This is a genomic window from Streptomyces sp. RLA123, from assembly GCF_056270165.1.
This window is the reverse complement of the sequence record NZ_JBWDOR010000003.1, coordinates 2,196,816-2,220,872: the sequence shown is the minus strand read 5'-3', so window position 1 is coordinate 2,220,872 and position 24,057 is coordinate 2,196,816. Positions and strand designations below refer to the sequence as shown.

Sequence of the window (24,057 nt, the reverse complement as noted above, 5' to 3'; positions counted from 1 at the left end):
GGGTCAGGCGAAGACGGACGTGTCCAGGGCGAACGCGAACAGCTCGGGGACATCGAGTTCCTTCCCGAACAGGACGCGGATGTCCCGGCGGTAGTCCCCGTCGTCCGGCTTGCTGCAGAGGGCGACGCTGCCCTCGGTGCGGTCCACCAGGAGGTAGAACGGGACACCGGCGGCCGCGTACCCGCGACGCTTCGGGTCGCGGTCCTTGTCCGGGCGGGTCGACGTGACCTCGACGGTCATGACGACGCCCTCGGGCACCGCCCACGCCTCGAGGCCGCGGAAGAACCGCCGCGGAGCGATGGTGGCGCCGGGGATGAAGCGGCCGAGCGGGTTGATCAATCCCTTGGTGCCCGCACCGTAAAGTTCCGCTGAGGGGTTTCTGGCGATCTGCCAGAAAAGTTCTCCCACGGCATCCTCGTGGTCTCCGTCGGGCGGCGGGGTCACGACGATCTCCCGCTCGATGAGCTCGGCGAGGTAACCCTCGGGCACCGTGAGGTCGAGGAAGGCGGTGAGAACGGCATCGCCGCCGGAGTCCGGGCGTTCGGTCGCGGGCAGTGCCATCCCGCGTACCTCCTCGATCGGCATGGTGCCGCTCCGGTCCGGCCGGGTTATGCCCCGCCGGCCGGCGGGGGCATGCGGACCGGCAGGAACGCCGCCCCCGCGTCCCGGAGCCGGTCGTGCAGGTCGTGGAAGACCGCGGCGCTTCTGCCGCCCGGCCAGTCGGGCGGCAGCAGGGCAGGGGGCAGACCGGGGTCGGCGTAGGGCAGCCGGCGCCAGGAGTCGAGGGCGCGGAGGTAGTCGGCGAAGGCGTCCTGGGCCGGGGTGGTGCGGCGGGCGGTCCAGCGGCGCAGGACGGGCTCGTGGGCGTCGAGGAAGGCGCGGTGGTGCCCCGCGACGGCGTCCAGGTCCCACCAGCGGCGTACCGCGGCGGCCGTCGGCTCGAAACCCAGGTGGGTGCCCGCGAAGAGGTCCACATACGTGTCCAGGCCGAGGCGGCGCAGGGTGTGCCCGGCCTCGTCGTACAGACGCCCGGGGGCGATCCACACACCGGGCGCGGCGGTGCCGAATCCCAGGCGGGCCAGCCGGGAGCGCAGCAGGTGCCGCTTGTGGCGCTCGCTCTCGGGGACCGAGAAGACCGCGAGCACCCACTGCTCGCCGGGCGCATCGTCGTCCTGGCGGCCGTAGATGCGCCGGTCGCCGTCGGCGAGCAGCTGCCGCGCGTCGTCGGACAGGGCGTACCCGGCGGCGCCGTCGATACGGTCGGGGGCGAGCAGGCCGCGCCGCTTGAGCCGGGAGACCGCGGAGCGGACCGACTGCGGGTCGACGTCCAACGCACCCATGAGCCGGATCAGCTCGGCGACCGGGATGCGGCCGTCCCACTCCCCGGTCCGCCCGTAGGCGCCGAAGTAGGTCACGATCAGCGAACTGGGAGTGTGCTCGGTCACGCGATCACTGTAGGTGGCGCAGCCGGAAGCGTTGCAGCTTCCCCGTCGGCGTGCGCGGAAGGGCCTGGACGAACCGGATCTCTCGCGGGCACTTGTAGCCCGCGATCTCCTCCTTGACGAAGGCGCGCAGCGCCTCGGCCGTTCCCGTGCGCCCGTCCTGCGGCAGGCCGTCGCGCAGGACGACGAAGGCCCGCACGACCTGTCCGCGGCTCTCGTCCGGCACGCCGATGACGGCCGCCTCGCGGACGTCGGGGTGGCGCAGCAGGGCCTCCTCGACCTCGGGGCCCGCGATGTTGTACCCGGCCGAGATGATCATGTCGTCGGCGCGGGCCACGTAGCGGAAGTAGCCGTCCGGCTCGCGCACATAGGTGTCGCCGGTCAGGTTCCAGCCGTCGCGTACGTAGTCGCGCTGCCGTTCGTCCGCCAGGTAGCGGCAGCCGGTCGGGCCGCGCACGGCGAGCAGGCCGGGCTCGCCGTCCGGCAGCGGGGTGATCGTCAGCGGGTCGACCACGCGGGCCTCGTAGCCGGGTACGGGGACTCCGGTGGTGCCGGGGCGGATCGCCTCGTCGGCGGCGGAGATGAAGATGTGCAGCATCTCGGTGGCGCCGATGCCGTTGATGATGCGCAGCCCGGTCGCCTCGTGCCAGGCGCGCCAGGTCGCCGCCGGCAGGTTCTCGCCCGCGGACACACAGCGCCGCAGCGAGGACAGGTCGTGTTCGCCCGGGAGTTGCAGCATCGACCGGTACGCGGTGGGCGCCGTGAACAGCACGCTGACCCGGTGTTCGCCGACGGCCCGCGCCAGTTGCTCCGGCCCGGCCTGCTCCAGCAGCAGGGTCGACGCCCCGGCCCGCAGCGGGAAGACCACGAGCCCGCCGAGCCCGAAGGTGAAGCCGAGTGGTGGGCTGCCCGCGAACACGTCGTCCGCGCGGGGTCGCAGGACGTGCGCGGAGAAGGTGTCGGCGATGGCGAGCACGTCACGGTGGAAGTGCATGCAGCCCTTGGGTCGCCCCGTGGTCCCCGAGGTGAACGCGATGAGCGCGACGTCGTCCGCGGAGGTGGCCACGGCCTCGAAGCGGTCCGGCTTGGCCGCCGCCAGTCGCAGCAGGTCGTCGGACGCCTCCCCGCCGTACGTCGCGATCCGCAGCCCCGGCACCTCGGCCTTGGCGAGATCGTCCACCGACCGGATGTCGCACAGCGCGTGCCTCACGCCGGCGATGCCGCAGACCGTCGCCAGTTCCTGGGCGCGGTGCGCGGCCAGCACGGTGACCGCGACGCCCCCGGCCTTCATCACCGCGAACCAGCACGCCACCAGCCACGGCGTGGTCGGCCCGCGCAGCAGCACGCGGTTGCCGGGCACCATGCCGAGGTCGGCGACGAGCACGTGCGCGATGCGGTCGGCGGCGGCGCGCAGGTCGTCGTACGACCACACCTCGCCGTCCGGCATGCGCAGGCAGGGAGCGTCGGGCGAGCCTCCGGCGAGCAGTTCGGCGCCGCAGTTGAGCCGGTCCGGACAGGCCAGGGCGGGGAGGTCGCAGGAGAGGACGGGCCACTGGTCACGGGGCGGGAGGTGCTCCCGCGAGAAAGTGTCCACGTGTGCGGATGGCAGCAGGTCCATGGCGGGTTCGCCCCTCGTTGGCACCTGGTTGCGGACGGATTCAGCGTAACGTGTTTGTGACGGCAGTCAACGGTACGCGATACGGGAGGTGCCCCGTGGCATCGTTCGCGCTCGACCCGGAACAACTCAAGTGGTGTGCGCAGGTGCGCGAATGGGCCGCCGAACGGCTGCGGCCGCTCGCCGGGGCGGGTGAACCCGGCCGCGTCAACCGGCCGCTGCTCACCGCGCTCGGCGAACTCGGCCTGCTCGACCGCCTCTTCACCGGCACCGCACTCGACCTGTGCCTGCTGCGGGAGTCCCTGGCCCGCGAGTGCACCGAGGCCGAGACTGCGCTCGCGCTGCAGGGCCTCGGTGCGCACGCACTGCTGGGGTCCCCGGAACTGGCCGGCCGCTGGATCCCGCGCGTCGTCTCGGGCGAGGCGGTCGCCGCGTTCGCCCTCACCGAACCCGGCGCCGGATCGGACGCCGCCGCCCTGGAACTGGCCGCAGAGCCCGGCCCGTCCGGCCACGGCTGGCGGCTCACCGGCGAGAAGTGCTGGATCTCCAACGCCCCCGACGCCGACCTCTACACCGTCTTCGCCCGGACGACGCCCGGGGCGGGCGCCCGCGGGGTCACCGCGTTCGCCGTTCCCGCCGACCGTCCCGGACTCGGCGGGGAACGGCTCGACATGCTCTCCCCGCACCCGATCGGCCGGTTGTCCTTCGACGCCGTCCCGGTCGGTGAAGGGGACGTGATCGGCGAGGTGGACCGAGGCTTCCGCGTCGCGATGACCACCCTCAACCGCTTCCGGCCGAGCGTCGGGGCCTTCGCCGTGGGCATGGCGCAGGCCGCCCTGGACGCGGCCACCGCCCACGCCGCGTCCCGCACCGCCTTCGGCGCCCCTTTGAAGGACCTCCAGTCCGTCTCCCACGGCCTCGCCGAGATGGCCACCCGCACCGAGGCGGCCCGTCTGCTGGTGTACGCGGCCGCCGAGGCGTACGACGCGGGCTCGCCCGGCACGGCGCGCAGCTCCGCCATGGCCAAGCTGTTCGCCACCGAGACCGCCCAGTTCGCCGTGGACACCGCCGTCCAGATCCACGGCGCCCGGGCGCTGGAGCGCGGCCATCTGCTCGAACACCTCTACCGCGAGGTCCGCGCACCGCGTATCTACGAAGGCGCCACCGAAGTCCAGCGGTCGATCATCGCCAAGGAGCTCTTCGCATGACCCTGCACCGTGTCAACCCGCCCGAACTCTCCCCGCCCACCGGCTTCAGCCACGCCGTGACCGCCACAGGCCGCACCCTGGTGCTGCTCGCGGGCCAGACCGCGCTCGACGCCTCCGGGAAGATCGTCGGCGACACCCTCCCGGAACAGTTCGAGCGGGCCCTGGCCAATCTCCTCACCGCCCTGCGTGCCGCCGGGGGCACGCCCGCGGACCTCGCCCGCCTCACCGTCCACACCACCGACGTCGCCGCCTACCGCACGCACGCCCCCGAACTGGGCCGGCTGTGGCGGACCCTGGCAGGACGGGACTACCCCGCCATGGCCGTCATCGGCATCACCCGGCTGTGGGACGAGGAGGCCATGGTCGAGCTCGACGGGCTCGCGATGCTGTCCTAGAAAGGCGGGTTTCGGCCCCGCTCAGGGAGCGGAGGCCCGCAGTTGCCTGCCCCGGCGGGCGAGGACGGCCTTCACCGGCACCAGGACCGCCCACCACCACATCGCCCCGAGCGGCGAGAGGAATGCCAGCGGCACGGCGAGGCCGAAGACCAGCACCGTGGATGCCAGGTCCACCAGGTCGTTGCGGGCCACCGTGCGCGGTGGCGGCGGCCCGCCGAGCCACCGCCTCCTTCGCACCACCGCCATCAGGGCCAGTTGCGCCGCCGTGGCCGCCGCGACCGCGCCGGAGTAGATCGCGACCGACTCCGGCCGGCCGGCGTACTCGGCCAGGAGCGTGGTGGGGAACGGCATCAGCGCGACCAGTGCCAGTCCGAGCAGGCTGACGTGCAGCACCGTGCCGTCGATCTCCCGTACGCCGAGGAAGATCCGGCGCTGCCCACGCCAGATGGCAGCGATGACGGCGAAACTCAGCACATAGGCCCAGAGATTGGGCACCAGGTCGCCCAGCGCCTTGTGGTAGCCGTCCTCGCCGAGCCCGTGAGGGAGCGTGACGTCCAGCGCCAGCAGGGTCATGGCGATGGCGAAGACCCCGTCCGACAACGCCAGGAGCCGCTCCGCCGGTCCCCGGTCGTCGTCCCGTACGGGCTGAGGGCTGTCCACGGCCTCACCATAAGTGGATCTCCGCGCGTCTGCGCCGCAGGAAGTCCTGCTCGGCGGCGTTCTCGGTGCGCGCGATCGCCGCCTCGTACGCGAGCGCGGCCTCGGTGTCGCGGCCCAGGCGCCGGAGCAGGTCCGCGCGGACGGCGTGGAGGACGGAGTAGCCGTCGAGCGCCAGGTCGTCGACGAGGGCGAGCGCCACCGCCGGGCCGTCGACCTCGGCGACGGCGACGGCCCGGTTGAGCGCGACGACCGGACCGGGGGCGACGGCCATGAGCTGGTCGTACAGGGCCAGGACCTGTGCCCAGTCGGTTGCCGCGGCCGTCGGCGCGTCACTGTGCACGGCGTTGATCGCGGCCTGGATCTGGTAGGGGCCCGGCCGGCCGCGGCGCAGGCAGCGGCGGACGAGGGCCTGCCCCTCGTCGACCAGTTCGCGGTCCCAGCGGCCGCGGTCCTGCTCGTCGAGGGGGACCAGGCGCCCGTCCGCGGTGGTGCGGGCGGGTCGGCGCGCCTCGGTGAGCAGCATCAGCGCGAGCAGTCCCTGCACCTCCGGCTCGTCGGGCATGAGCCCGGCGAGCAGCCGCCCCAGCCGGACCGCCTCCGCGCACAGGTCCGCGCGGGTCAGGGCGTCGCCGGAGCTCGCCCGGTAGCCCTCGTTGAAGATCAGGTAGAGCACGGCGAGCACCGGCCGGAGCCGGTCGGGGAGGTCGGCCTCGGCCGGGACCCGGTACGGGATGCGCGCGTCACGGATCTTGCCCTTGGCCCGCACCAGGCGCTGCGCCATGGTGGGTTCGGGGACGAGGAAGGCACGGGCGATCTCGGCGGTGGTGAGCCCGCCCAGCAGCCGCAGGGTCAGGGCGACCTGCGCGGCGGGGGCCAGGGCGGGGTGGCAGCAGGTGAAGATCAGGCGGAGCCGGTCGTCGCGCACGGGGCCCTCCTCGGCCGGTTCGTCGCGATCGTGCAGCAGAGCGGCCTCGGCGTGCCGGTCCTCCCGGGTCGCCTCGCGGCGCAGCCGGTCGATGGCGCGGTTGCGCGCGGTGGTGATGATCCATCCCGCCGGGCTCGGCGGCACCCCCGCGGACGGCCAGGTCCGCAGGGCCGTCGCGAACGCGTCCTGGACCGCCTCCTCGGCGATGTCGATGTCGCCGAAGCGGCGGACCAGGACGGCCACCGCGCGTCCGTACTCCGCGCGGAAGACGCGTTCGACGTCGGCGGCGGGGGCCGGCATGCCGCTGGTCAGTCCCCCGCCCCGCCCGCGAACGGCCGCACCTCGATGGGCAGCGTGGTCGCCCGGGCGAGATCGCGTCCCCAGGCCAGCGCGGCGTCCAGATCGGGCGCGTTGACGATGGTGAAGCCGCCGAGGTACTCCTTGCCCTCGAGGAAGGGCCCGTCGGTGGTCAGCACCTCGCCCTCCTTCAGCTGCACGACGGTCGCCGTGCCGGGTGAGTTCAGGCCTCCGGAGAAGACCCAGGCGCCCGCGGCCCTCATGCGCGCGTTCAGGGTGTCGAGGTCGCGCATGATCCCTTCCAGGACCTCCGGCGGGGGAGGGGCGCCCTCCGGCTGGTACACGCTGAGCAGGTACTGCTTCATGGCGGTCTTTCCTTCGGTCGGCGAGGTCGGCGCAGTCGGCCGCCGGCTTCGGTACCGGCGTCCCACCTTCTGTACGAACGGGCGCGGCCCGGATCGACACCCGCCGCCGTCCGGTTTCCGCGCGGGCACCTCCGCGGCCCGCGCTCCCCTCCTCCCCGGTCGCGGACGTGCCGATGCCCCGCCGGTCGGCCGAACGGGGGACCGGCGGGGCATCAGGGGGTGCGGCGTCAGCGCCGCGGGGCGGACATCTCGTCCCGGAGCCTGGACAGGATCTGCGCCGCCTGGTCGAGTCCGGCGGCCTTGCAGCGGGCGATGGCGGTGCCGAGCCGGGCACGGGCCGCGGCGGGCGACTCCAGGCCGTTGGCCTCGATGAGCGCCGCGACCCGGACTGCCTCGGCCCGCGGCGACTCGCCGGCCGGCCCGCCCCCCTCGTGGGCGGTGATGGCCCGCTCCATCTCGGTGAGGGCCTCGGGGAAGCGCTCGGCCGCGGCGAGGGCACGGCCCCGCTGGTAGTGCGTGGCGCCGTTCTCGTACCACAGCGCGACGTCGTCGGCGCCCTCGGCGTCCCCGTCAACGGCCGCCAGCAGCTCCTCCGCCTCGCGGAGATGGCCGAGCGCGGTGTCGATGCCTTCGGGGCCCTCGGCCGCCATGGTGTGCGCGGCGAACCGCCGCATCATCTCCGCGACCATGGGCAGGTTGGGGGCCTTGCCGTGCGAGGCGACGGCCCGGTCGTAGGCGGACCGGGCCGCGTCCGGACGGTTCGCCTCCAGCAGCGCGACCGCGGCCTCGGAGGCGGCGAGGGTGTGCGTGAACTGCTCCTCCCACGGGGCGACCAGATCGGCCAGGAGCAGGAACTGCTCGGCGGCGGACCGGTGTTCCTCCAGCTCCCGCAGTCCCCGGGCCAGGCTCAGCCGGGCCTGGGCGAGCACGCGCTCGTCCGTACCGGCCGGGACGTCGCCGGTGACCAGGGACTCCAGCACGGCCACCGCGTCCGCCTGCCGGTCGGCGCGGGCGAGGACCTCGGCCAACTCCAGCCGCACCTCGACGGCACCGGCGGCGTCGTCCTCCCGGTCCAGCCGGGAGGCGCCCTCGGACAGATGGCGTACGGCCCCTGCCGGATCTCCGGCGTGCGAAAGGGCATGACCGAGCATCGCGTGGGTGCGCGCCACCGGGAACGCGGTGTCGCCGTGCGCGGCCGCCGTCGCGAGCGCCGTGCGCAGGTGCTCCACGGCCTCGTCGGGGCGGTGCTGCTGCATCAGGATCTGGCCGAGCAGCCCGTGCGGGCGCTGCGCGCGCCAGGGCGCCCCGGTGTTCTCGATGGCCTCCAACGCGGCGCGCAACTCCCGCTCCGCGCCCTCGAAATCCCCGGAGCGCGCCGTGAAATCGCCCACGTACAGGCGGACGTTGATGGCGCGCTGCGGCACCCCGAGCCGTTCCGCCTCCGTGACGGCCTCCTGTGCGGCGGCCCGGAAGCGCGACTCCACCTCCGCGGGGACGTCCGGCAGTGCCGCGGTGGCCTCGGTGTGCGCCAGGAAGGCGCGGCACTGCAGCACGACGCAGTACGACCGCCGGTCGTCCTCCGAACCGTCCTGCGGCAGTTCGCGCGCCCGCGCCAGGACGGCGTCCAGTTCAGCCCAGCCCTCGGCGCTCTCCTCGCCGGGCGTGACCCCGACAGAAGCGCGTCGCGCCCTGGCCGCCAGGGCCCGCCACTCGGCGCCCGCGCGGCCGAACAACTCGACCGCCTCGGTCAGCGCCTCCCGGATCACCGGGCGGTCCGGCCCGTCGGGGAGGTCCGAGGCCGTGAACGCGCGCTGCTCGGCCAGCTCCGCCCGCAGCACCTCCTCCGGCCCGAGCCGCGGGTCGTGCGCGTGGTCCGCGGCCCCGACACGCTCGGCGATCCGCCGCCAGAGCCGCTCGTCGCCGGGACGCGCCTGCGCGGCGTGCGCGCGGGCCCGCTCGACCAGTTCCGCGAAGTCCTCGGGGATCTCCTCGACGGGTGCCGCCGGCCGCGGCGCGGTGGCGGGGCCGGCCGTCGCGGATGGTACCGCGGCCGTGCGCAGGCCCAGTTCCAGCGGCTCGGCGAGCAGCGGCGGCCGGGCGAGCCGGGCCCGCCGACGGTCGCCCACCGCGGTGGTGCCGTTGCGGTCGTCGAAGGCCGCGGTCAGCTCGTCCGCCTCGCGTTCGACGTGGGCGAGCAGCGTCTGCGCCGTCCAGTTCCGGCCGAGCGGCCCGGAGACGGGGACGGCGGCGTGGCCGTCCCCGGTCAGCCGCCGGAGCAGGACCTGCACCCCGGTGAGGAAGCCGAGCAGCGACAGGGGCGCCCCGGTGGTCTCGAAGAGCGGACGGTTCTCCGCGAGGATCTCCAGGGCACGGCCCTCGTTGCCCGACAGCGCACAGAACTCCAGGTGCAGTCCGACCTCCTCCGCCATGCCGAGCCGGCCCCGGGCCTGCCGGTAGCCCGACAGGTGGTACGAGCGGGCGTCGTCGGCGCGTCCGAGGCGCAGCAGCGGCAGCAGGGCGTGCGCCTGGCTGACCCAGGGCTCCTCCTGACAGCTCTGGCCGCCGTCGAGCACCGGCTGCCACGTCCCCAGTGCCCGGCCGTCGTCGCCCGTGTCGAGGTGGTGCAGGGCCCGGTGCCGGGTCTCGCACGCCTCGCAGTCGCTCAGGGGCTCGCGCCGCCGGGAGGCCCACAGGTCGAAGACGTGCTCACGGTCCACGCCGGTGTGGGCGGCGACCCGGTGGCGCATGGCGGCGACGGGCTGCATCCCCTCCTCCGCGTCGCGGTACCGGTCGCGCATCCGGTCGATCCAGCCGGTGACCGCGGCCAACGGCACCTCGGGCACCTGGAGCAGGGAGGTCGCCACCCACTTGTGGCGCCACAGGACCTGACGCGCCTCCCCCTCACTGAAGGAGCCGGGCACCTCGTCCCACAGCTTCAGCACGCGGGCGAAGACGACCGGCGACTTGCGGTGGTCGGCCGCGTACTCGTACGCCGACATCAGCTCCAGCAGCGCCGTGACCAGGGCGTCCTTCTCGTCGAACTGCTCGGCGGCCTCGACCAGTTCCTCGGCCGTCACGGTGCGGGCGAGTCCGTAGGGCCGCCCGTTGTTCTCGCGCAGGGCCTCGAACACGGCCTCGGGGGTTTCCAGCATCACTGCTCCTTGACGTCCGGGCCGGGCGCGGGGGCGTCCTGGTCGTGCATGGCGTGGGCGAGCAGGCCGATGAAGGCCCGGTTGAGCAGGGCGCTCTCGGACGCCTTCAGCGGCCGGCGGGTGAGCAGCAGCGCCTGCCCGTACAGCGCCTCGGCGGTGGTGACGGCCAGCCCGCGTTCGGTGACGGTGGCGGCGCGGCGCACCAGCGGGTTGAGGTGGTTGAGCACGAGCTGGGCCCGCGGCGCCTCGGCCCTGAGCGAGCCCAGGATGTCCGCCCACAGCCCGTCGGTGCCCTCGGCGAGACCGGCGCGGGTGCGTTCGTGGCGCGCCTCGCGGTTGTCCAGGAGCAGCGCGGGCGCGGTGACGGGCTGGAAGGCCCGCAGCACCACGTCGCAGTCGTACGTCCCGACGACCTCGCGGGCGACCGCGAGAAAGGCCGAGGCGGCGAGCTCGGCGGCGGAGTCGACGGGGTCGAGGTGGGCGGTCACCGTCGCGGGGTCCAGGTCGGTGACGGTGGTGCCGGGACGGATCTCCGGCAGCCGGTGCACCAGGTCGCGGTCGTAGGTGTACCCGCCGTTGATCACGCCGAGGCCGGCCGCCGCCGCGATGGGCGCGACCTGCCGGAACTCGTCCACGCTGCGGGTGACCAGCACCGTCGGATGGGCGCGCGCGAACTCCTCCAGGGTGACGTTGCCGTCCGTCGTCTCGAAGGGCAGCCAGGGCAGCAGCATCCGCAGCAGGTCGTCGTCGTAGCGCGCGAGCGCCTTGACCGCGAGGTGGTGGCTGTCGATGAAGCGCTGGAGCAGCGCCGGGTCGCTGGCGGCGAGTCCGGTCAGCCAGTCGCGGATGCGCGCGCCCAGCGCGTCGCGGACGGCTGCCAGCGTCTCGTCCTCGTACAGCGCCTCGCGGGACGCCGTCGGGCGCAGGCTGGTGACGTCCACGACGCAGCGGACGAAGAAGGCCCACTCCGGGAGGAGTTCGGACGCCTGGTCCGACAGGAGCATGCCCTTCAGGTGCACACGGTGCCCGGCACGCTCCGAAGGGTTGACGGCGGTGGGCAGGACGTACGCCACACCGCGCAGCCCGGCGACGGGCAGGTCGAGGTCGATGGTGTCCAGCGGCGTGAAGCCGAAGGTGGTGCGGCAGTGCTCGGCCAGCGCCTCACGGCGGGCCAGCGGCGATCCGTGGCGGCGGTCCCAGGGCGGGGTGTCGTTGACCCGGGTGGTCTCCCCGCGCGGGTCGATCACGGTGACCTCGTGCCGGAGGAGGCTGCCGTAGTGCCGGGCGAGCGAGGCCACCCGGTCCGGCCGCGTCCACTCGGTGCCGTCCGCGCGCGGCGTCAGCGTCACGCGCGTGCCCGGCTCGGGCATCGCGCCTGCGGGCAGTGTGCGGATGGTGTAGCTGCCGTCGGAGCGGCCGCGCCACTCGACGGCCGGGGCGCCGGGGACCGCGGCGTGGCGGCTGAGGACGGTGATCTCGTCGGCCACGACGAAGCAGGCGAGCAGGCCGATGCCGAACTGCCCGATGAAGTCGCCGCGGGCGGCCTCCAGTTCCCCGTCCGCGGCGCGCTTGGAGCTGCGCCCGATGGTGGCGAGGAAGGTGTGCACGTCGGCCTCGCTCAGGCCGACACCGGTGTCGGTGACGGTCAGCGAGTCACCGGTGCGCACGGTGATCCGGGCCGGGGCACCCGGCTGGAGCGCCTGCCGCGCGGTGATCGCGTCGACGGCGTTCTGCAGCAGTTCGCGCAGATAGACGCGGGGGCTGGAGTAGAGGTGGTGGGACAACAGATCGACCAGGCCGCGCAGGTCGACCTGGAAGGTGTGGGCTGTCGGGGACGGGGACGGGGACGAGGAGTGGGACTGGGACTGGGACACCTGGGATGGCCTTCTGGATCGGCGCGCGGACGACGTCTGCCGCCCGGCACGGCGCGGTGGGCGGAGTGCGGTGGCGGGAATCAGTGGCGTCCGGCGCCGGAGCGCAGAGCGCGGTAGGGCACCCGCGGGTCGGCTCCGTTGATGTACTGCCACGGGGAGCGGGTGACGATGCCGCCGGTCGCGGCGAAGGCCGCGGCGGCCGCCGGCTTGTCCCCGGCCAGGGCGAAGGCCATGGCGAAGGCGTTGTAGCACTCCGGGGCCTCGATCCGGCCGGCGAAGCCGGGGTGGCGGATCGACCGGCCGGCGGCTTCGTGGAGCTCCCGGCGCACGCGGTCCTGCATGATGTAGGCGCTGTCGGAACCGCTGTCGAGCTCCGCCCAGTGCTCCAGGTGCGCGATGGCCACGAGTATGCCCAGCGGGCCGCCCTCCGGCCCGTTCTCCATGGACTCCCGGGCGAAGGCGTGCATCTCCTCGTGCGAGCCGCCCCACTTGGCGCACACCTGCTGCAGATGCTGCTGGTGCGCTCCGAGATGGCCGGGCACGCGGCGCTCGGCGGCCTCGAAGCGCAGCCGCTCGATGTCCGGGCCGACCTGCAGTCCCCGCCCGCACATCTGGAGGAAGTACCAGGGGGAGGCCCATTCGGGCTCGCGCTCGGCCGCCCGGTACAGCAGATCCTCCGCGAGCTCCAGGCGTTCGTGGAAGATCTGGAACTGTTCACGGGAGACGTGCGAGGCGCGCGCCCCCGTGCGGGCGTCCCAGGCCCACTGCACGGCGCGGGCCCCCGCCACCAGTAGCGCGAGTCCCGAATCCCCCTCGGCCTCGACGACCTTCGGCATCCACTGCTCGTACCCGGCGACGTCGCTGGCCGCCCGCAGCAGCCAGCTGCGCTCCCCGTCGTCCGTGACGGCGGACAACTGCTCGCGCATCGCGGGCCAGTCGGCCGCGGCGGCGGACGCGAGCAACCGCTTGAGGCCCGGGTTCCCGTATGCCGGGTCCAGCCGTGCCGATGGGCGCGGTGCCCATCGCTTCAGTGAGAACGCCGATGCGCGTTCCCGAATCCCCTCCGGCGCCGTGCCGCCGGTGCGTTGACGGACCTGACGGACCTGACGGACCTGACGGACCGATGTCATGCAGAACCCCCTCCTGGCCTGGCCCTTTCCCCCCGGGCCATGATCCGGTGACCGCAGCATGACTATCACGGCGGCTTCGGCGAGGGCCAAGGGGTTCCGGGTCGGCCGGAGGGGGTCCGGATCGGAGGGGCTCAGATGTCGCGGAACGTCTCGATCTGCGCCCCGATCGAGTTCAGCCGCTCCGCCAGCTCCTCGTAGCCGCGGTTGATGACGTACACGTTCCGCAGGACCGACGTGCCCTCGGCCGCGAGCATCGCCAGCAGCGTGACCACGGCGGGCCGCAGCGCGGGCGGGCACATCATCTCGGCGCTGCGCCAGCGGGTGGGGCCCTCGACGAGGACGCGGTGCGGGTCCAGCAGCTTGACGTTGGCGCCGAGGCGGGTCAGCTCGGTGAGGTAGATGGCGCGGTTGTCGTAGACCCAGTCGTGGATGAGGGTCGAGCCCTGCGCGGTCGCGGCGATCGCCGCGAAGAAGGGCACGTTGTCGATGTTGAGGCCCGGGAAGGGCATCGGGTGGATCTTGTCGATGGGGGAGCGCAGCTTGGAGGGGCGCACCGTGAGGTCGATCAGCCGGGTACGGCCGTTGTCGGCCTTGTACTCGGCCGTGCGCTCGTGGTCCAGGCCCATCTCCTCCAGGACGGCGAGTTCGATCTCCAGGAACTCCACCGGCACGCGGCGGATCGTGAGCTCGGACTCGGTGACCACGGCCGCGGCGAGCAGGCTCATCGCCTCCACCGGGTCCTCCGACGGCGCGTAGTCCACGTCCCGGTCGATGTGGGTGACGCCGTGCACGGTCAGCGTGGTGGTGCCGATGCCGTCGACCCGCACCCCCAGCTCCTCCAGGTAGAAGCACAGGTCCTGGACCATGTAGTTGGAGCTGGCGTTGCGGATGACGGTGACGCCGTTGTGCCGCGCGGCTGCCAGCAGCGCGTTCTCGGTCACGGTGTCGCCGCGCTCGGTCAGCACGATGGGCCGTCCGGGGGACATCGCGGGGGTGACCCGTGCGTGGTACATGCCGCTGGTGGCGGTGACGTCCAGGCCGAAGTGGCGCAGGGCCGTCATGTGCGGCTGCACCGTGCGGGTGCCCAGGTCGCAGCCGCCCGCGTACGGGATGCGGAAGCGGTCGGTGCGGTGCATCAGCGGGCCGAGGAACATGATGACGCTGCGGGTGCGCCGCGCGGCCTCCATGTCCATGGAGTCCAGTTCCAGCGTGGCCGGCGGCACGATCTCCAGGTCGTTGCCGTCGTTGATCCAGCGGGTGCGCACCCCGATGCTGTTCAGCACCTCCAGGATGCGGTACACCTCCTCGATCCGCGCGACGCGGCGCAGGGTGGTCCGCCCGGAGTTCAGCAGCGTGGCGCACAGCAGCGCCACGCACGCGTTCTTGCTCGTCTTGACGTCGATGGCGCCGGACAGCCGTCGTCCGCCGACGACCCGCAGGTGCATCGGGCCCGCGTACCCGAGGGAGACGATCTCACTGTCGAGCGCTTCACCGATTCGGGCGATCATCTCAAGGCTGATGTTCTGGTTTCCGCGTTCAATACGGTTCACCGCGCTCTGGCTGGTGCCGAGAGCCTCCGCCAGCTGCGATTGTGTCCAGCCCCGGTGCTGGCGGGCGTCACGGATGAGTTTGCCGATACGTGCGAGGTAGTCGTCTCCCATGGGCCGAGGGTATCTCACATATGAGATGGCAACCCGCGCTCCAGGTCGAGCAGGTACCTCTTGCGGCCCAGGCCGCCCCCGTAGCCGGTCAGGCTCCCCGAGGCGCCGATCACCCGGTGGCAGGGCACGACGATGCTGATCGGGTTCCGCCCGTTGGCGAGCCCCACGGCGCGTGAGGAACCGGGGCTGCCCAGCGTGCCGGCCAGCTGGCCGTACGTCACGACGGCTCCGTACGGGATCTCCCGCAGGGCGTCCCAGACGCGCTGCTGGAAGGGCGTGCCCCGCATCGCCAGCGGCAGGTCGAAGCCGGTCAACTCGCCCGCGAAGTAGGACTGCAGTTGCTCGGCGACCGCCGCGAAGGGGGAGTCGGCCGGGTCGCGGCGCTCGCCGAAGGTCTCCACCGGGGGCTGGTGCCGGTGCTCGGTCATGTAGAGACCGGACAGGACGCCGTCGGTCGCCACCATGGTCAGCGGTCCGACCGGGCTGTCGGTCAGGACGTGTGTGCAAAGAGGCATGACGGGCACTCAGTTCATTTCATCGGGGAGGGAGTTGATCGCGTGGTCGCCGGTGGCCCACAGGTGCTGCACGGCGTAGGACCGCCAGGGGCGCCAGGCGGCGGAGCGCCGGACGAGGGCGGCGGGGGTCGTCGGAAGGCCCAGCGAATCCGCGGCGAGCCGTACACCCAAATCGGTGGGGAGGAAGGCGTCGGGGTCGCCGAGCGCGCGCATCGCGACCGCTTCGACCGACCAGGGGCCAAAGCCCGGCAGAACGGCCAGCTGCTCGCGCGCCTTGTCCCAGTCACTGCCGACGTCCAGGTCGAGTCCGCCCTCGGTGAGCGCCTCCACGAGGCCCGTCAGCGTGGCCCGCCGTGTACGCGGCATGGCCAGCCGTTCCGGGTCCAGCGAGGTCAGCGCCCAGGGCGACGGGAAGAGGTGGGTCAGCCCGCCCCCGGGGTCCGCGACCGGCTCGCCGTGCGCCGTCACCAGGCGCCCGGCCAGGGTGCGCGCGGCCGCCGTGGACACCTGCTGCCCCAGCACCGCACGCACCGCGAACTCGGCGCCGTCCACCGTGCGCGGCACCCGGCGGCCAGGGCTCTTGTCGACGTGGGGGGCGAGCAGCGGGTCCTCGCGGAGCAGCCCGTCGACCGCGACCGGGTCGGCGTCCAGGTCCAGCAGCCACCGGCAGCGGCTGATGGCGTGGGACAGGTCGCGCCAGTCCGTGAGCGACAGCCGGCACCCGATGTGCCCGGCCTCCGGCCGCAGGGCCACGATCCCGTGCCCGTACGGCAGCCGCAGCGTGCGGCGGTACGCGCCGTCGCGCCACTCCTCCACGCCGGGCACCGCGGTCGCGGCCAGGTGCCCGAAGAGATTGCCGGGGCAGAGCGGCGTCCGGTAGGGCAGCCGCAGGGACAGCGTCCCGGCGACGTCGGGGACCGCGTCGGCCCGCCGGGCCCGGCCCTGCCGGGCCGCCCGCCCGCGCAGCTCGCTCGGCGTGAGGGCGAAGACCTCCCGTACGGTGTCGTTGAAGGTGCGGATACTGGAGAAGCCCGCGGCGAAGGCGACGTCGCCCATCGGCAGCGCCGAGGTCTCGATGAGCAGGCGGGCGGTCTGCGCCCGCTGGGCCCGGGCGAGTGCCAGCGGCCCCGCGCCGAGCTCGGCGAGCAGTTGCCGCTCCACCTGTCGGGTGCTGTAGCCCAGCCGCCCCGCCAGGCCCGGCACGCCCTCGCGGTCCACGACCCCGTCGGCGATCAGCCGCATCGCGCGGGCGACCAGGTCGGCCCGCTCGTTCCACTGCGGCGAGCCGGGACTGGCGTCCGGGCGGCACCGCTTGCAGGCCCGGAATCCGGCCTGCTGCGCGGCGGCCGCGCTCGGGTAGAACGTCATGTTCTCCGGCTTCGGCGGGTGTACGGGGCAGCCGGGGCGGCAGTAGATGCGGGTGGTCAGCACCGCGGTGAAGAACCACCCGTCGAAACGGGAGTCCTTCGACTGCACGGCGCGCACACAGCGTTCGAAGTCCTCATGCACATCACCCAGCATCCGTGGACCCGGGGGCCGAAGGCTAGCGAGATTCCGACATCGAGGGGGGCGGACGTCCATGTCGAAAATCCGCCGGACGATGGCCCGCGCTCCTGATGGACTGCCCTGTGTGAATCCCGAACTCAAGGCCAAGGCCGAACTGTTCCGCTCCCTCCACGTCCCCGGCCGCCCCCTCCTGCTGGCGAATGCGTGGGACGCCGCGAGCGCGCGCGTCGCCGAGCACGCGGGCGCCGCCGCCGTCGCCACCACCAGTTCCGGCGTCTCCTGGACGCTCGGCACGGCCGACGGCGGCCATGTCGAGCCGTCCCTCGCGCTGGCCCTCACCGCCCGGGTCGCGGCGGCCGTCGCGGTCCCCGTGAGCGCGGACATCGAGGACGGCTACGCGGCGACCCCCGAAGGCGTCGCCGACACGGTCCGGGCGGTCCTCGCGGCGGGCGCCGTCGGCGTCAACATCGAGGACTCCTACGACGGCGGCCGCGAGCCGCTGCGCGACCCGGCCGGGCAGTCCGCCCGCATCGCCGCGGCGCGCGGCGCCGCCGACGAGGCAGGGGTGCCGCTCTTCGTGCACGCGCGCACCGACACATATCTGCGAGGCCCCGGCGACCTCGCCGAGACCCTGGAGCGGGCCGCCGCCTATCTGGCCGCCGGTGCCGACGGGATCTTCGTCCCCGGGGTCACCGATCCGGCGCTCGTCGCCGAGCTCGCCGCGGGCATCGACGCGCCCCTCGGTGTCCTCGCCGGTCCGGGCGCGCCTGCCGTCGCCGACCTCGCCGCCGCCGGCGCCGCCCGCGTGAGCCTGGGCAGCGCCGTCGCGGAGGCCGCCTACGCCCTGGTCGGCCGCGCGACCCGCGAGCTGCTGTCGAGCGGCACCTATGCGGGACTCGCGGGCGGCATCCCCTGGGGCGAGCTCAACACGCTGATGCTCGCGGAGGGGTGAGCGGACGGGCGGCCGCGGCGGTGCCGTCCCGGGCCGCGGGGAATCCCGGGCCGTAGGGGCGGGGTTCGCCCGCGGCCGCCGGGGCGGGGCGGTCACGGGAGGGAAGGGGGCAAGGGGGGACGGGGGGGGACGGAATGAAGGGCGCGGGGGCCGGGGTCCCGGCGTTCGGGCGGCACGGCGGGCAACTCCGCGCCGACGGCGGCCTCCTGGCGGGAGGGCAGCTCTCCGTGTGTCGCATGTGGTCGCGAAGTACCTGATCAGCGACCACGGGTGCGTGTGCGCAGCGGGTGGGCGCCGCGTCGTCCGCCTGGTGACGCCGGGTGAAGCGGGAATGAGAACGCGCTATTTCGAGAGGGTTACGCCATCACTCTTGACAACGTTGTCTGTTAAGGCGGAGGCTAACCGCGATCTACCGCCGGGTGTGCCCTTCCACGAGTCCACCATCCCCGTATGGAGCTTTCGCATGGTCCAAGGCATACGCCCAGACTTGCCCGAATCCGCGCTGCGCCCGCCGCCGCCCGACGGCACTTCTCCCGGCACCTCCCCTCGCTGAGGAACCGCCTGCGGCCTGCCCGCCGAGTGCCCGTCAGGGGTGCTCGCGACCCGTTGCGGCCGATCGGCCGCGACGGCCAGGTTCCTCGCCCCGACGTGATGCACACGGCCTCCAATGACGAAAGGTCTCCCCGTGTCACCTTCCTCCTCCGCACGCCATCTGTCCCTGCGAAGATGGGTCAGCGCGGCCGCGGCGCTGTCGCTGCCCGTGGGGGTGTTCGCCGTCGCTCCCGTCGCGAGCGCCGCGGCCCCTGCCGGCAACTTCAGCTCCTCGTTCGAGTCGGCCGACCCGCAGCCCGCCGCGAGCACCGTCGAGATCGACGGCAGCGGCAAGCCGGTCCAGGGGAACCTGAGCGGCGCCAACTCCACCGGGTTGCCCGACAGCCTGCTGGACCAGGTCAGCGAGGTGACCGCCAGTAAGGAGAACGCGCCGGGCGAGGTCGCCTCGAACGTCAAGGACGCCAATCCGTCGACCAAGTGGCTGGCGTTCGACAAGACCGGCTGGGTGACCTACCGGCTGGCCAAGCCCGCGGCGGTGGCGAAGTACTCGCTGACCTCCGCGAACGACGCACCGACCCGCGACCCCAAGAACTTCACCGTGCAGGGGTCCAACGACGGCAACTCGTGGACGGACCTGGACACCAGGACCGGCGTGACCTTCAGCGGGCGGTTCGCCACCAACACGTACAGCTTCACCAACACGACCGCCTACGGGTACTACCGGCTGAACGTCACCGCGAACTCCGGTGACACGATCGTCCAGCTCGCCGACTGGAACATCGCCGAGGCCTCGAACACCCTGCCCCCGGCCACCCCGATGGTCGGCGTCGCCGGCCCCGGCCCGGTCAGCGGCTTCAACATCAAGTCGGGCGCCGGATTCACCGGTGCGGCCTCGCTGCGGTACTCGGGCGGCGCCCGGACCGACGGCCGCTCCTACGCGACGGACAAGCTGTTCGACGTCAACATCCCGGTCGGGCCGCAGACTCGGCTGTCGTACAAGATCTTCCCCGAGTACACCGCCAAGGACACCCAGTACCCGTCCACCTACGCCGCCGTCGACCTGCACTTCACCGACGGCACGTACCTGAGCGGGCTGTCCCCCGTGGACCAGCACGGCTACGCGCTCACGGCCGCCGGTCAGGGCGAGTCGAAGGTGCTGTACGCGGACCAGTGGAACGCGGTGCAGTCCGACATCGGCGCGGTCGCGAACGGCAAGACGATCGACCGCGTCCTGCTCGCCTACGACGACCCCAAGGCGACCGCCGCGACCCGCTTCCAGGGCTGGCTCGACGACGTCGCCGTGACGGGCACGCCGGCGGCGATCGACGGCTCCAGCCGGACGAACTACGTCGACACCCGCCGCGGGACCAACGCGTCGAGTGCGTTCTCGCGCGGCAACAACCTGCCGATCTCGGCGGTGCCGAACGGCTTCAACTTCTTCACACCGGTCACCAACGCCACGTCCAACTCCTGGGAGTACGACTACCAGCAGGGCAACAACGCGGCGAACCTGCCGACGCTGCAGGGACTGGCGATCTCGCACGAGCCCAGCCCGTGGATGGGTGACCGCAACCAGATGTCGGTCATGCCGGTGGCGGCCGGCGGTTCGCTCACCGGAGCGCCCGGCTCCCGTGCGCTCGCCTTCAGCCACAGCGACGAGACCGCGCGGCCGGACCTGTACCGGGTCACCACGCAGAGCGGGCTGACCGCGCAGATGTCGCCCACCGACCACGGTGGCATCATGCAGTTCGGCTTCCCGTCCGGCGGGAACACCGGAAGCCTCGTCTTCTACAACGGCACGTTCAGCATCGGCACGGACGGCACCTTCACCGGCTGGGTGGACAACGGCAGCGGGCTGTCGGCCGGCCGGAGCCGGATGTTCGTGTCGGGTGCCTTCGACCGGGCGCCGACGGCGACCTCCGCGACGTCCGCGACCTTCGACACCTCCGCGAGCCGGCAGGTGACGCTGCGGATCGCGACCTCGTTCATCTCGGTCGACCAGGCGCGCAAGAACCTCGGCCTCGAGGTCACCGGCAAGAGCTTCGACGAGATCCACGACGCCGCCACCGCTGCGTGGAACGACCGGCTCGGCCGGATCGACGTCAAGGGCGCGACCGAGACGCAGATGGTCACGCTGTACTCGAACCTCTACCGGCTGAACCTGTACCCGAACTCGCAGTCGGAGAACACCGGCACCGCCGCCGCGCCGCACTGGCAGTACGCGAGCCCGGTGTCGGCGCCGACCGGCACCTCCACCGCCACGCAGACCGGCGCGAAGCTCGTCGACGGCCAGATCTACGTCAACAACGGGTTCTGGGACACCTACCGCACGGTGTGGCCCGCGTACTCGCTGCTGTACCCGGACGTCGCGGCCAAGATCTCCGACGGCTTCGTCCAGCAGTACCGCGACGGCGGATGGATAGCCCGCTGGTCGTCGCCCGGCTACGCCGACCTGATGACCGGCACCAGCTCGAACGTCGCGCTGGCCGAGGCCTACCTCAACGGCGTCAAGGTGCCCGACCCGCTGGCCGCCTACAACGCCGCGGTCAAGGACGCGACCGTCGCGTCGGGACGTGGCGAGGTCGGCCGCAAGGGCATCGAGAACGGCCTGTTCCTCGGCTGGACAACAACCTCCACCCCCGAGTCGGTGTCGTGGGCGCTGGAAGGCTTCATCAACGACTACGGCATCGGCAACATGGGTGCGGCCCTGGCCAAGGACACCTCCGTGCCCAAGGACGACCGCAAGCGCATCAAGGAGGAGTCGGACTACTTCCTGGAGCGCGCCCGCAACTACGTGAACCTCTTCGACAGCAAGTCCGGGCTCTTCGAGGGCCGTGACGCCAAGGGCAACTTCCTCACCGCCGACCCGCTGGACTGGGGCAACGCCTACACCGAGACCAACGGCTGGAACTTCGCGTTCACCGCGCAGCAGGACGGCCAGGGACTGGCGAACCTGTACGGGGGCCCGAAGCAACTGGAGCAGAAGCTCGACCAGTTCTTCGCCACCCCGGAGAACGCCGACCACCCGGGCGGCTACGGCGGCATCATCCACGAGATGCGGGAGGCGCAGGCGGTCCGTCTGGGCCAGCTCGGCATGAGCAACCAGCCGTCGCACCACATCCCGTACATGTACGACTACACCGGTGCGCCGTCCAAGACGCAGGCGATCGTGCGCGAGATCCTCCAGCGCGTGTACGTCGGTGACGAGATCGGCCAGGGCTACCCGGGCGACGAGGACAACGGCGAGATGTCGTCGTGGTACGTCCTCAGCTCGCTGGGCCTCTACCCGCTCCAGGCCGGCTCCTCCAACTGGGCCATCGGCTCGCCGCAGTTCACCGGGATGACGGTCCACCGCGAGAGTGGCGACATCGTTGTCAACGCGGCGGGCAACAGCACGAAGAACGTCTACGTGCAGAGCGTGAAGGTCAACGGGAAGTCGCAGCGCGGGGTGTCCATCGACTCCTCCGTGCTCGCGAACGGCGGCACGATCGACTTCCAGATGGGGTCGAGCCCGTCGTCCTGGGGCACCGGCAAGAACGACGCCCCGCCGTCGCTGACGCAGGGCACGGACGTGCCCAAGCCGTTCCAGGACACCACGGGTCCGGGCCTCGGCACCGCGACCACGAGTGACGGCCAGGACGCGTCGAAGCTGTTCGACGACTCGTCGACCACGCAGATGACCTTCGCCACCGACGAGCCCCAGATCGACTGGGTCTTCCGCGGCGGCGGGCAGACGCCGTCGTACTACACGCTCACCTCGGGGGCGAGCCAGGGCGACCCGGCGGACTGGAAGTTCCAGGCCTCCAACGACGGGATCACCTGGACCACTTTGGACTCCCGCCACCGCGAGGTGTTCCCCTCGCGCAACCAGACCCGGGCGTTCAAGATCGGCAACCCGGGGAAGTTCACCCGGTTCCGCCTGGTCGTGAAGGAGACCGCCGGCGCGGCGCAGACCAACCTCGCCGAGGTCGAGCTGCTCGCGGGCGGCGACGTCCAGATCGGCGGCGGCGACCTCGAGGTCACGGCCGCGACCAGCGGCGTGCGCGCGGCCTCCGGCCTTCCGGTCTCGGCGACGCTGGCCACCGTCACCGGCGGCACCGCGAGCGGGTACCAGGCGACGGTCGACTGGGGTGACGGCTCGCCCGTCACCACCGGCACCGTGGCCCTGAGCTCGCGGGGCGTGTACAGCGTCAGCGGCTCGCACACCTACGCCAAGCCCGGTTACTACCAGGTCGGCGTGACGGTGACCGACGGCAGCGTCCAGGGCGCCGGAACGGTCGCGGTGGACGTGGCGTACGCGCCGAGTACCGGTCTGACCGCGGCGTTCGACAGCGTGTGCATCGGCGACGAGGGCGTCCTCGCCGCGAACTGCGACAGCAAGTCCTGGGCGTACTCGCGCTCGGCCCTCCAGACGGCCGGTGTGACCCAGGGCCAGGAGCACGGCGTACCCGGCACCGGGCTGCGCTTCACGCTGCCCGTGACGCCGGCGGGCCGGCCTGACAACGCGACCGGCAACGGCAGCACCATCGAGCTGGGTCTGCCGGACGACGCGAAGAGCATCTCCTTCATCGGCGTCGGCACGCAGGCAAACCAGGACACCACCGCCACGGCGACGTTCAGCGACGGCAGCACCGCCGCCGTCCCTGTCCAGCTGAGCGACTGGACACTGGGCGGCAAGCCCGACGGTACGCCGGCCTTCGGCAACATCGTCGTCGCCAAGGCCGGGTACCGGCTGCTCGGCACGGGCCGGGACGGCGGCCAGCCGTTCCTGTTCGCCACCACGCCGTACCAGATCCCGGCGGGCAAGACGCTCGTCTCGGTGACCCTGCCGAAGCAGACCGGCGACGCCGGTTCCGCGGGCCGGATCCACGTGTTCGCCATCGCCCACGACGGCACGGAGGTGGTGACCACGGCCCCCAAGGACCAGACGGCCACCGCGGGCGACGCCTTCTCGGCGGACCTCGGTTCGGTGACCGGCGGTGTCCCGGGTGGGACGGGCTACCAGGCCCGCGTCCAGTGGGGTGACGGCACGGTTCCCGTCGACGCCGCGGTCGACGCCTCCGGCGCGATCAGCGGGGAGCACACCTATGTGCAGGCGGGCACCTACACGGTGCACGTGACGGCGTGGGACTCGCGGTCCAGTGCCACCAGCACCTTCACCGTGACCGTGGGGAAGACGGATCTCCAGCCGTCGATCTCCGCGTCCTCCGGCGTCCTGGCCGGTGACCCGATCACCGTCGACGGCAGCGGGTTCGCCGCCGGTGAGCGCGTGACCGTCAAGCTGGGCACCAGCCCGGCGCGCACGGTGACGGTCGCGGCCTCCAAGACGGGTGCGGTGCACGCGTCGATCGAGGCGTCCGACGACGCCGAGCCCGGGCGCTACTCCCTCACCGCCGCCGGTACGTCCTCGCGGACGCCGGCGACGGCCACCGTCAAGGTGACGGACGAGGCGGTGGCGCGGGTGTACCGGCCCGAGGTGCTGCTGTCGACCGCCTCGGGACCGCGGGCCACGGCGATCACCGTCAACGCCTCCGGGTTCGCACCCAACGAGGCCGTCAGCATCGGCTTCGGTGACGGCCTGTCCTCGATCACCGTGCACGCGAACGGTGACGGCGTGATCTTCGGCGCGACGATCAGCGTTCCGGGGACGGCCAAGCCGGGGACGACCGGCGTCACGCTCGCCGGCGCCGAGTCGGCGACCCATGTCCGGCTGCGCTTCGAGGTCACCGACCCGAGCTGAGCCGAACAGCAGTGAGACCGCCGGTGGGCGGGGCCGTCACCACGGCCCCGCCCACCGGCGCTTTTGCG

General features: G+C 72.9%; 16 protein-coding genes. 4 read left to right on the top strand and 12 right to left on the bottom strand.

The genetic code is table 11. The features are described from left to right. Positions 1 to 3: 3 nt before the first annotated feature. Genes RV983_RS09985 through RV983_RS09975 form a run of 3 tightly spaced genes read right to left on the bottom strand, consistent with a single transcriptional unit; the run spans position 4 to position 3,060 of the window. Positions 4 to 585, bottom strand: coding sequence for a Uma2 family endonuclease (locus tag RV983_RS09985; RefSeq protein WP_475985441.1), 582 nt, complete (start codon positions 583 to 585; stop codon positions 4 to 6). Positions 586 to 608: 23 nt separating this feature from the next. Further along, positions 609 to 1,445: a PaaX family transcriptional regulator gene (locus RV983_RS09980; protein ID WP_475985440.1), complete on the bottom strand. Its 837-nt coding sequence runs from the start codon at positions 1,443 to 1,445 to the stop codon at positions 609 to 611. 4 nt (positions 1,446 to 1,449) lie between these two features. After that, the gene (locus tag RV983_RS09975) at positions 1,450 to 3,060 is read right to left on the bottom strand and encodes an AMP-binding protein (protein WP_475985439.1); all 1,611 of its coding nucleotides are present in this window, start codon (positions 3,058 to 3,060) and stop codon (positions 1,450 to 1,452) included. A 95-nt stretch (positions 3,061 to 3,155) separates the two neighbouring features. On the opposite strand from RV983_RS09975, the gene RV983_RS09970 reads away from it, so the two are divergent. Together RV983_RS09970 and RV983_RS09965 are read left to right on the top strand one after the other, a co-directional pair. Continuing rightward, a complete protein-coding gene (locus tag RV983_RS09970) occupies positions 3,156 to 4,265 on the top strand; it encodes an acyl-CoA dehydrogenase family protein (protein WP_475985438.1) in 1,110 nt (369 codons plus the stop codon). Continuing rightward, entirely contained in the window at positions 4,262 to 4,660 is a 399-nt protein-coding gene (locus RV983_RS09965; RefSeq protein WP_475985437.1) for a RidA family protein, read from the top strand. The genes RV983_RS09970 and RV983_RS09965 overlap by 4 nt, the downstream gene beginning before the upstream one ends. A 21-nt stretch (positions 4,661 to 4,681) precedes the next feature. Here RV983_RS09965 and RV983_RS09960 read toward each other — a convergent pair whose 3' ends face one another. From RV983_RS09960 to RV983_RS09920, 9 genes are all read right to left on the bottom strand, one after another. Continuing rightward, the gene (locus tag RV983_RS09960; RefSeq protein ID WP_475985436.1) at positions 4,682 to 5,320 is read right to left on the bottom strand and encodes a TMEM175 family protein; all 639 of its coding nucleotides are present in this window, start codon (positions 5,318 to 5,320) and stop codon (positions 4,682 to 4,684) included. Positions 5,321 to 5,324: 4 nt separating this feature from the next. Continuing rightward, a complete protein-coding gene (locus RV983_RS09955; protein WP_475985435.1) occupies positions 5,325 to 6,545 on the bottom strand; it encodes an RNA polymerase sigma factor in 1,221 nt (406 codons plus the stop codon). An 8-nt stretch (positions 6,546 to 6,553) separates the two neighbouring features. Beyond that, complete coding sequence (locus RV983_RS09950; protein WP_475985434.1) at positions 6,554 to 6,907, bottom strand: YciI family protein; 354 nt, start codon at positions 6,905 to 6,907, stop codon at positions 6,554 to 6,556. Positions 6,908 to 7,134: 227 nt separating this feature from the next. After that, a complete protein-coding gene (locus tag RV983_RS09945) occupies positions 7,135 to 10,059 on the bottom strand; it encodes a tetratricopeptide repeat protein (protein ID WP_475985433.1) in 2,925 nt (974 codons plus the stop codon). Continuing rightward, complete coding sequence (locus tag RV983_RS09940; RefSeq protein WP_475985432.1) at positions 10,059 to 11,933, bottom strand: HSP90 family protein; 1,875 nt, start codon at positions 11,931 to 11,933, stop codon at positions 10,059 to 10,061. Before RV983_RS09940 ends, RV983_RS09945 begins: the two co-directional genes overlap by 1 nt. Positions 11,934 to 12,013: 80 nt before the next feature. Next, the gene (locus RV983_RS09935) at positions 12,014 to 13,063 is read right to left on the bottom strand and encodes a hypothetical protein (RefSeq protein WP_475985431.1); all 1,050 of its coding nucleotides are present in this window, start codon (positions 13,061 to 13,063) and stop codon (positions 12,014 to 12,016) included. 131 nt (positions 13,064 to 13,194) lie between these two features. After that, complete coding sequence (locus RV983_RS09930; protein WP_475985430.1) at positions 13,195 to 14,724, bottom strand: helix-turn-helix domain-containing protein; 1,530 nt, start codon at positions 14,722 to 14,724, stop codon at positions 13,195 to 13,197. Positions 14,725 to 14,738: 14 nt separating this feature from the next. Continuing rightward, positions 14,739 to 15,239: a methylated-DNA--[protein]-cysteine S-methyltransferase gene (locus RV983_RS09925; protein WP_475985429.1), complete on the bottom strand. Its 501-nt coding sequence runs from the start codon at positions 15,237 to 15,239 to the stop codon at positions 14,739 to 14,741. 9 nt (positions 15,240 to 15,248) lie between these two features. Further along, positions 15,249 to 16,748 (bottom strand): AlkA N-terminal domain-containing protein, encoded by a 1,500-nt coding sequence (locus RV983_RS09920; RefSeq protein ID WP_475985428.1) that lies wholly within the window; start codon positions 16,746 to 16,748, stop codon positions 15,249 to 15,251. 91 nt (positions 16,749 to 16,839) lie between these two features. On the opposite strand from RV983_RS09920, the gene RV983_RS09915 reads away from it, so the two are divergent. Together RV983_RS09915 and RV983_RS09910 are read left to right on the top strand one after the other, a co-directional pair. Then, complete coding sequence (locus tag RV983_RS09915) at positions 16,840 to 17,697, top strand: isocitrate lyase/PEP mutase family protein (RefSeq protein WP_475990273.1); 858 nt, start codon at positions 16,840 to 16,842, stop codon at positions 17,695 to 17,697. Positions 17,698 to 18,382: 685 nt separating this feature from the next. Further along, on the top strand, positions 18,383 to 23,989 hold the full coding sequence (locus RV983_RS09910; RefSeq protein ID WP_475985427.1) for a GH92 family glycosyl hydrolase: 5,607 nt from the start codon (positions 18,383 to 18,385) through the stop codon (positions 23,987 to 23,989). Positions 23,990 to 24,057 lie beyond the last annotated feature (68 nt).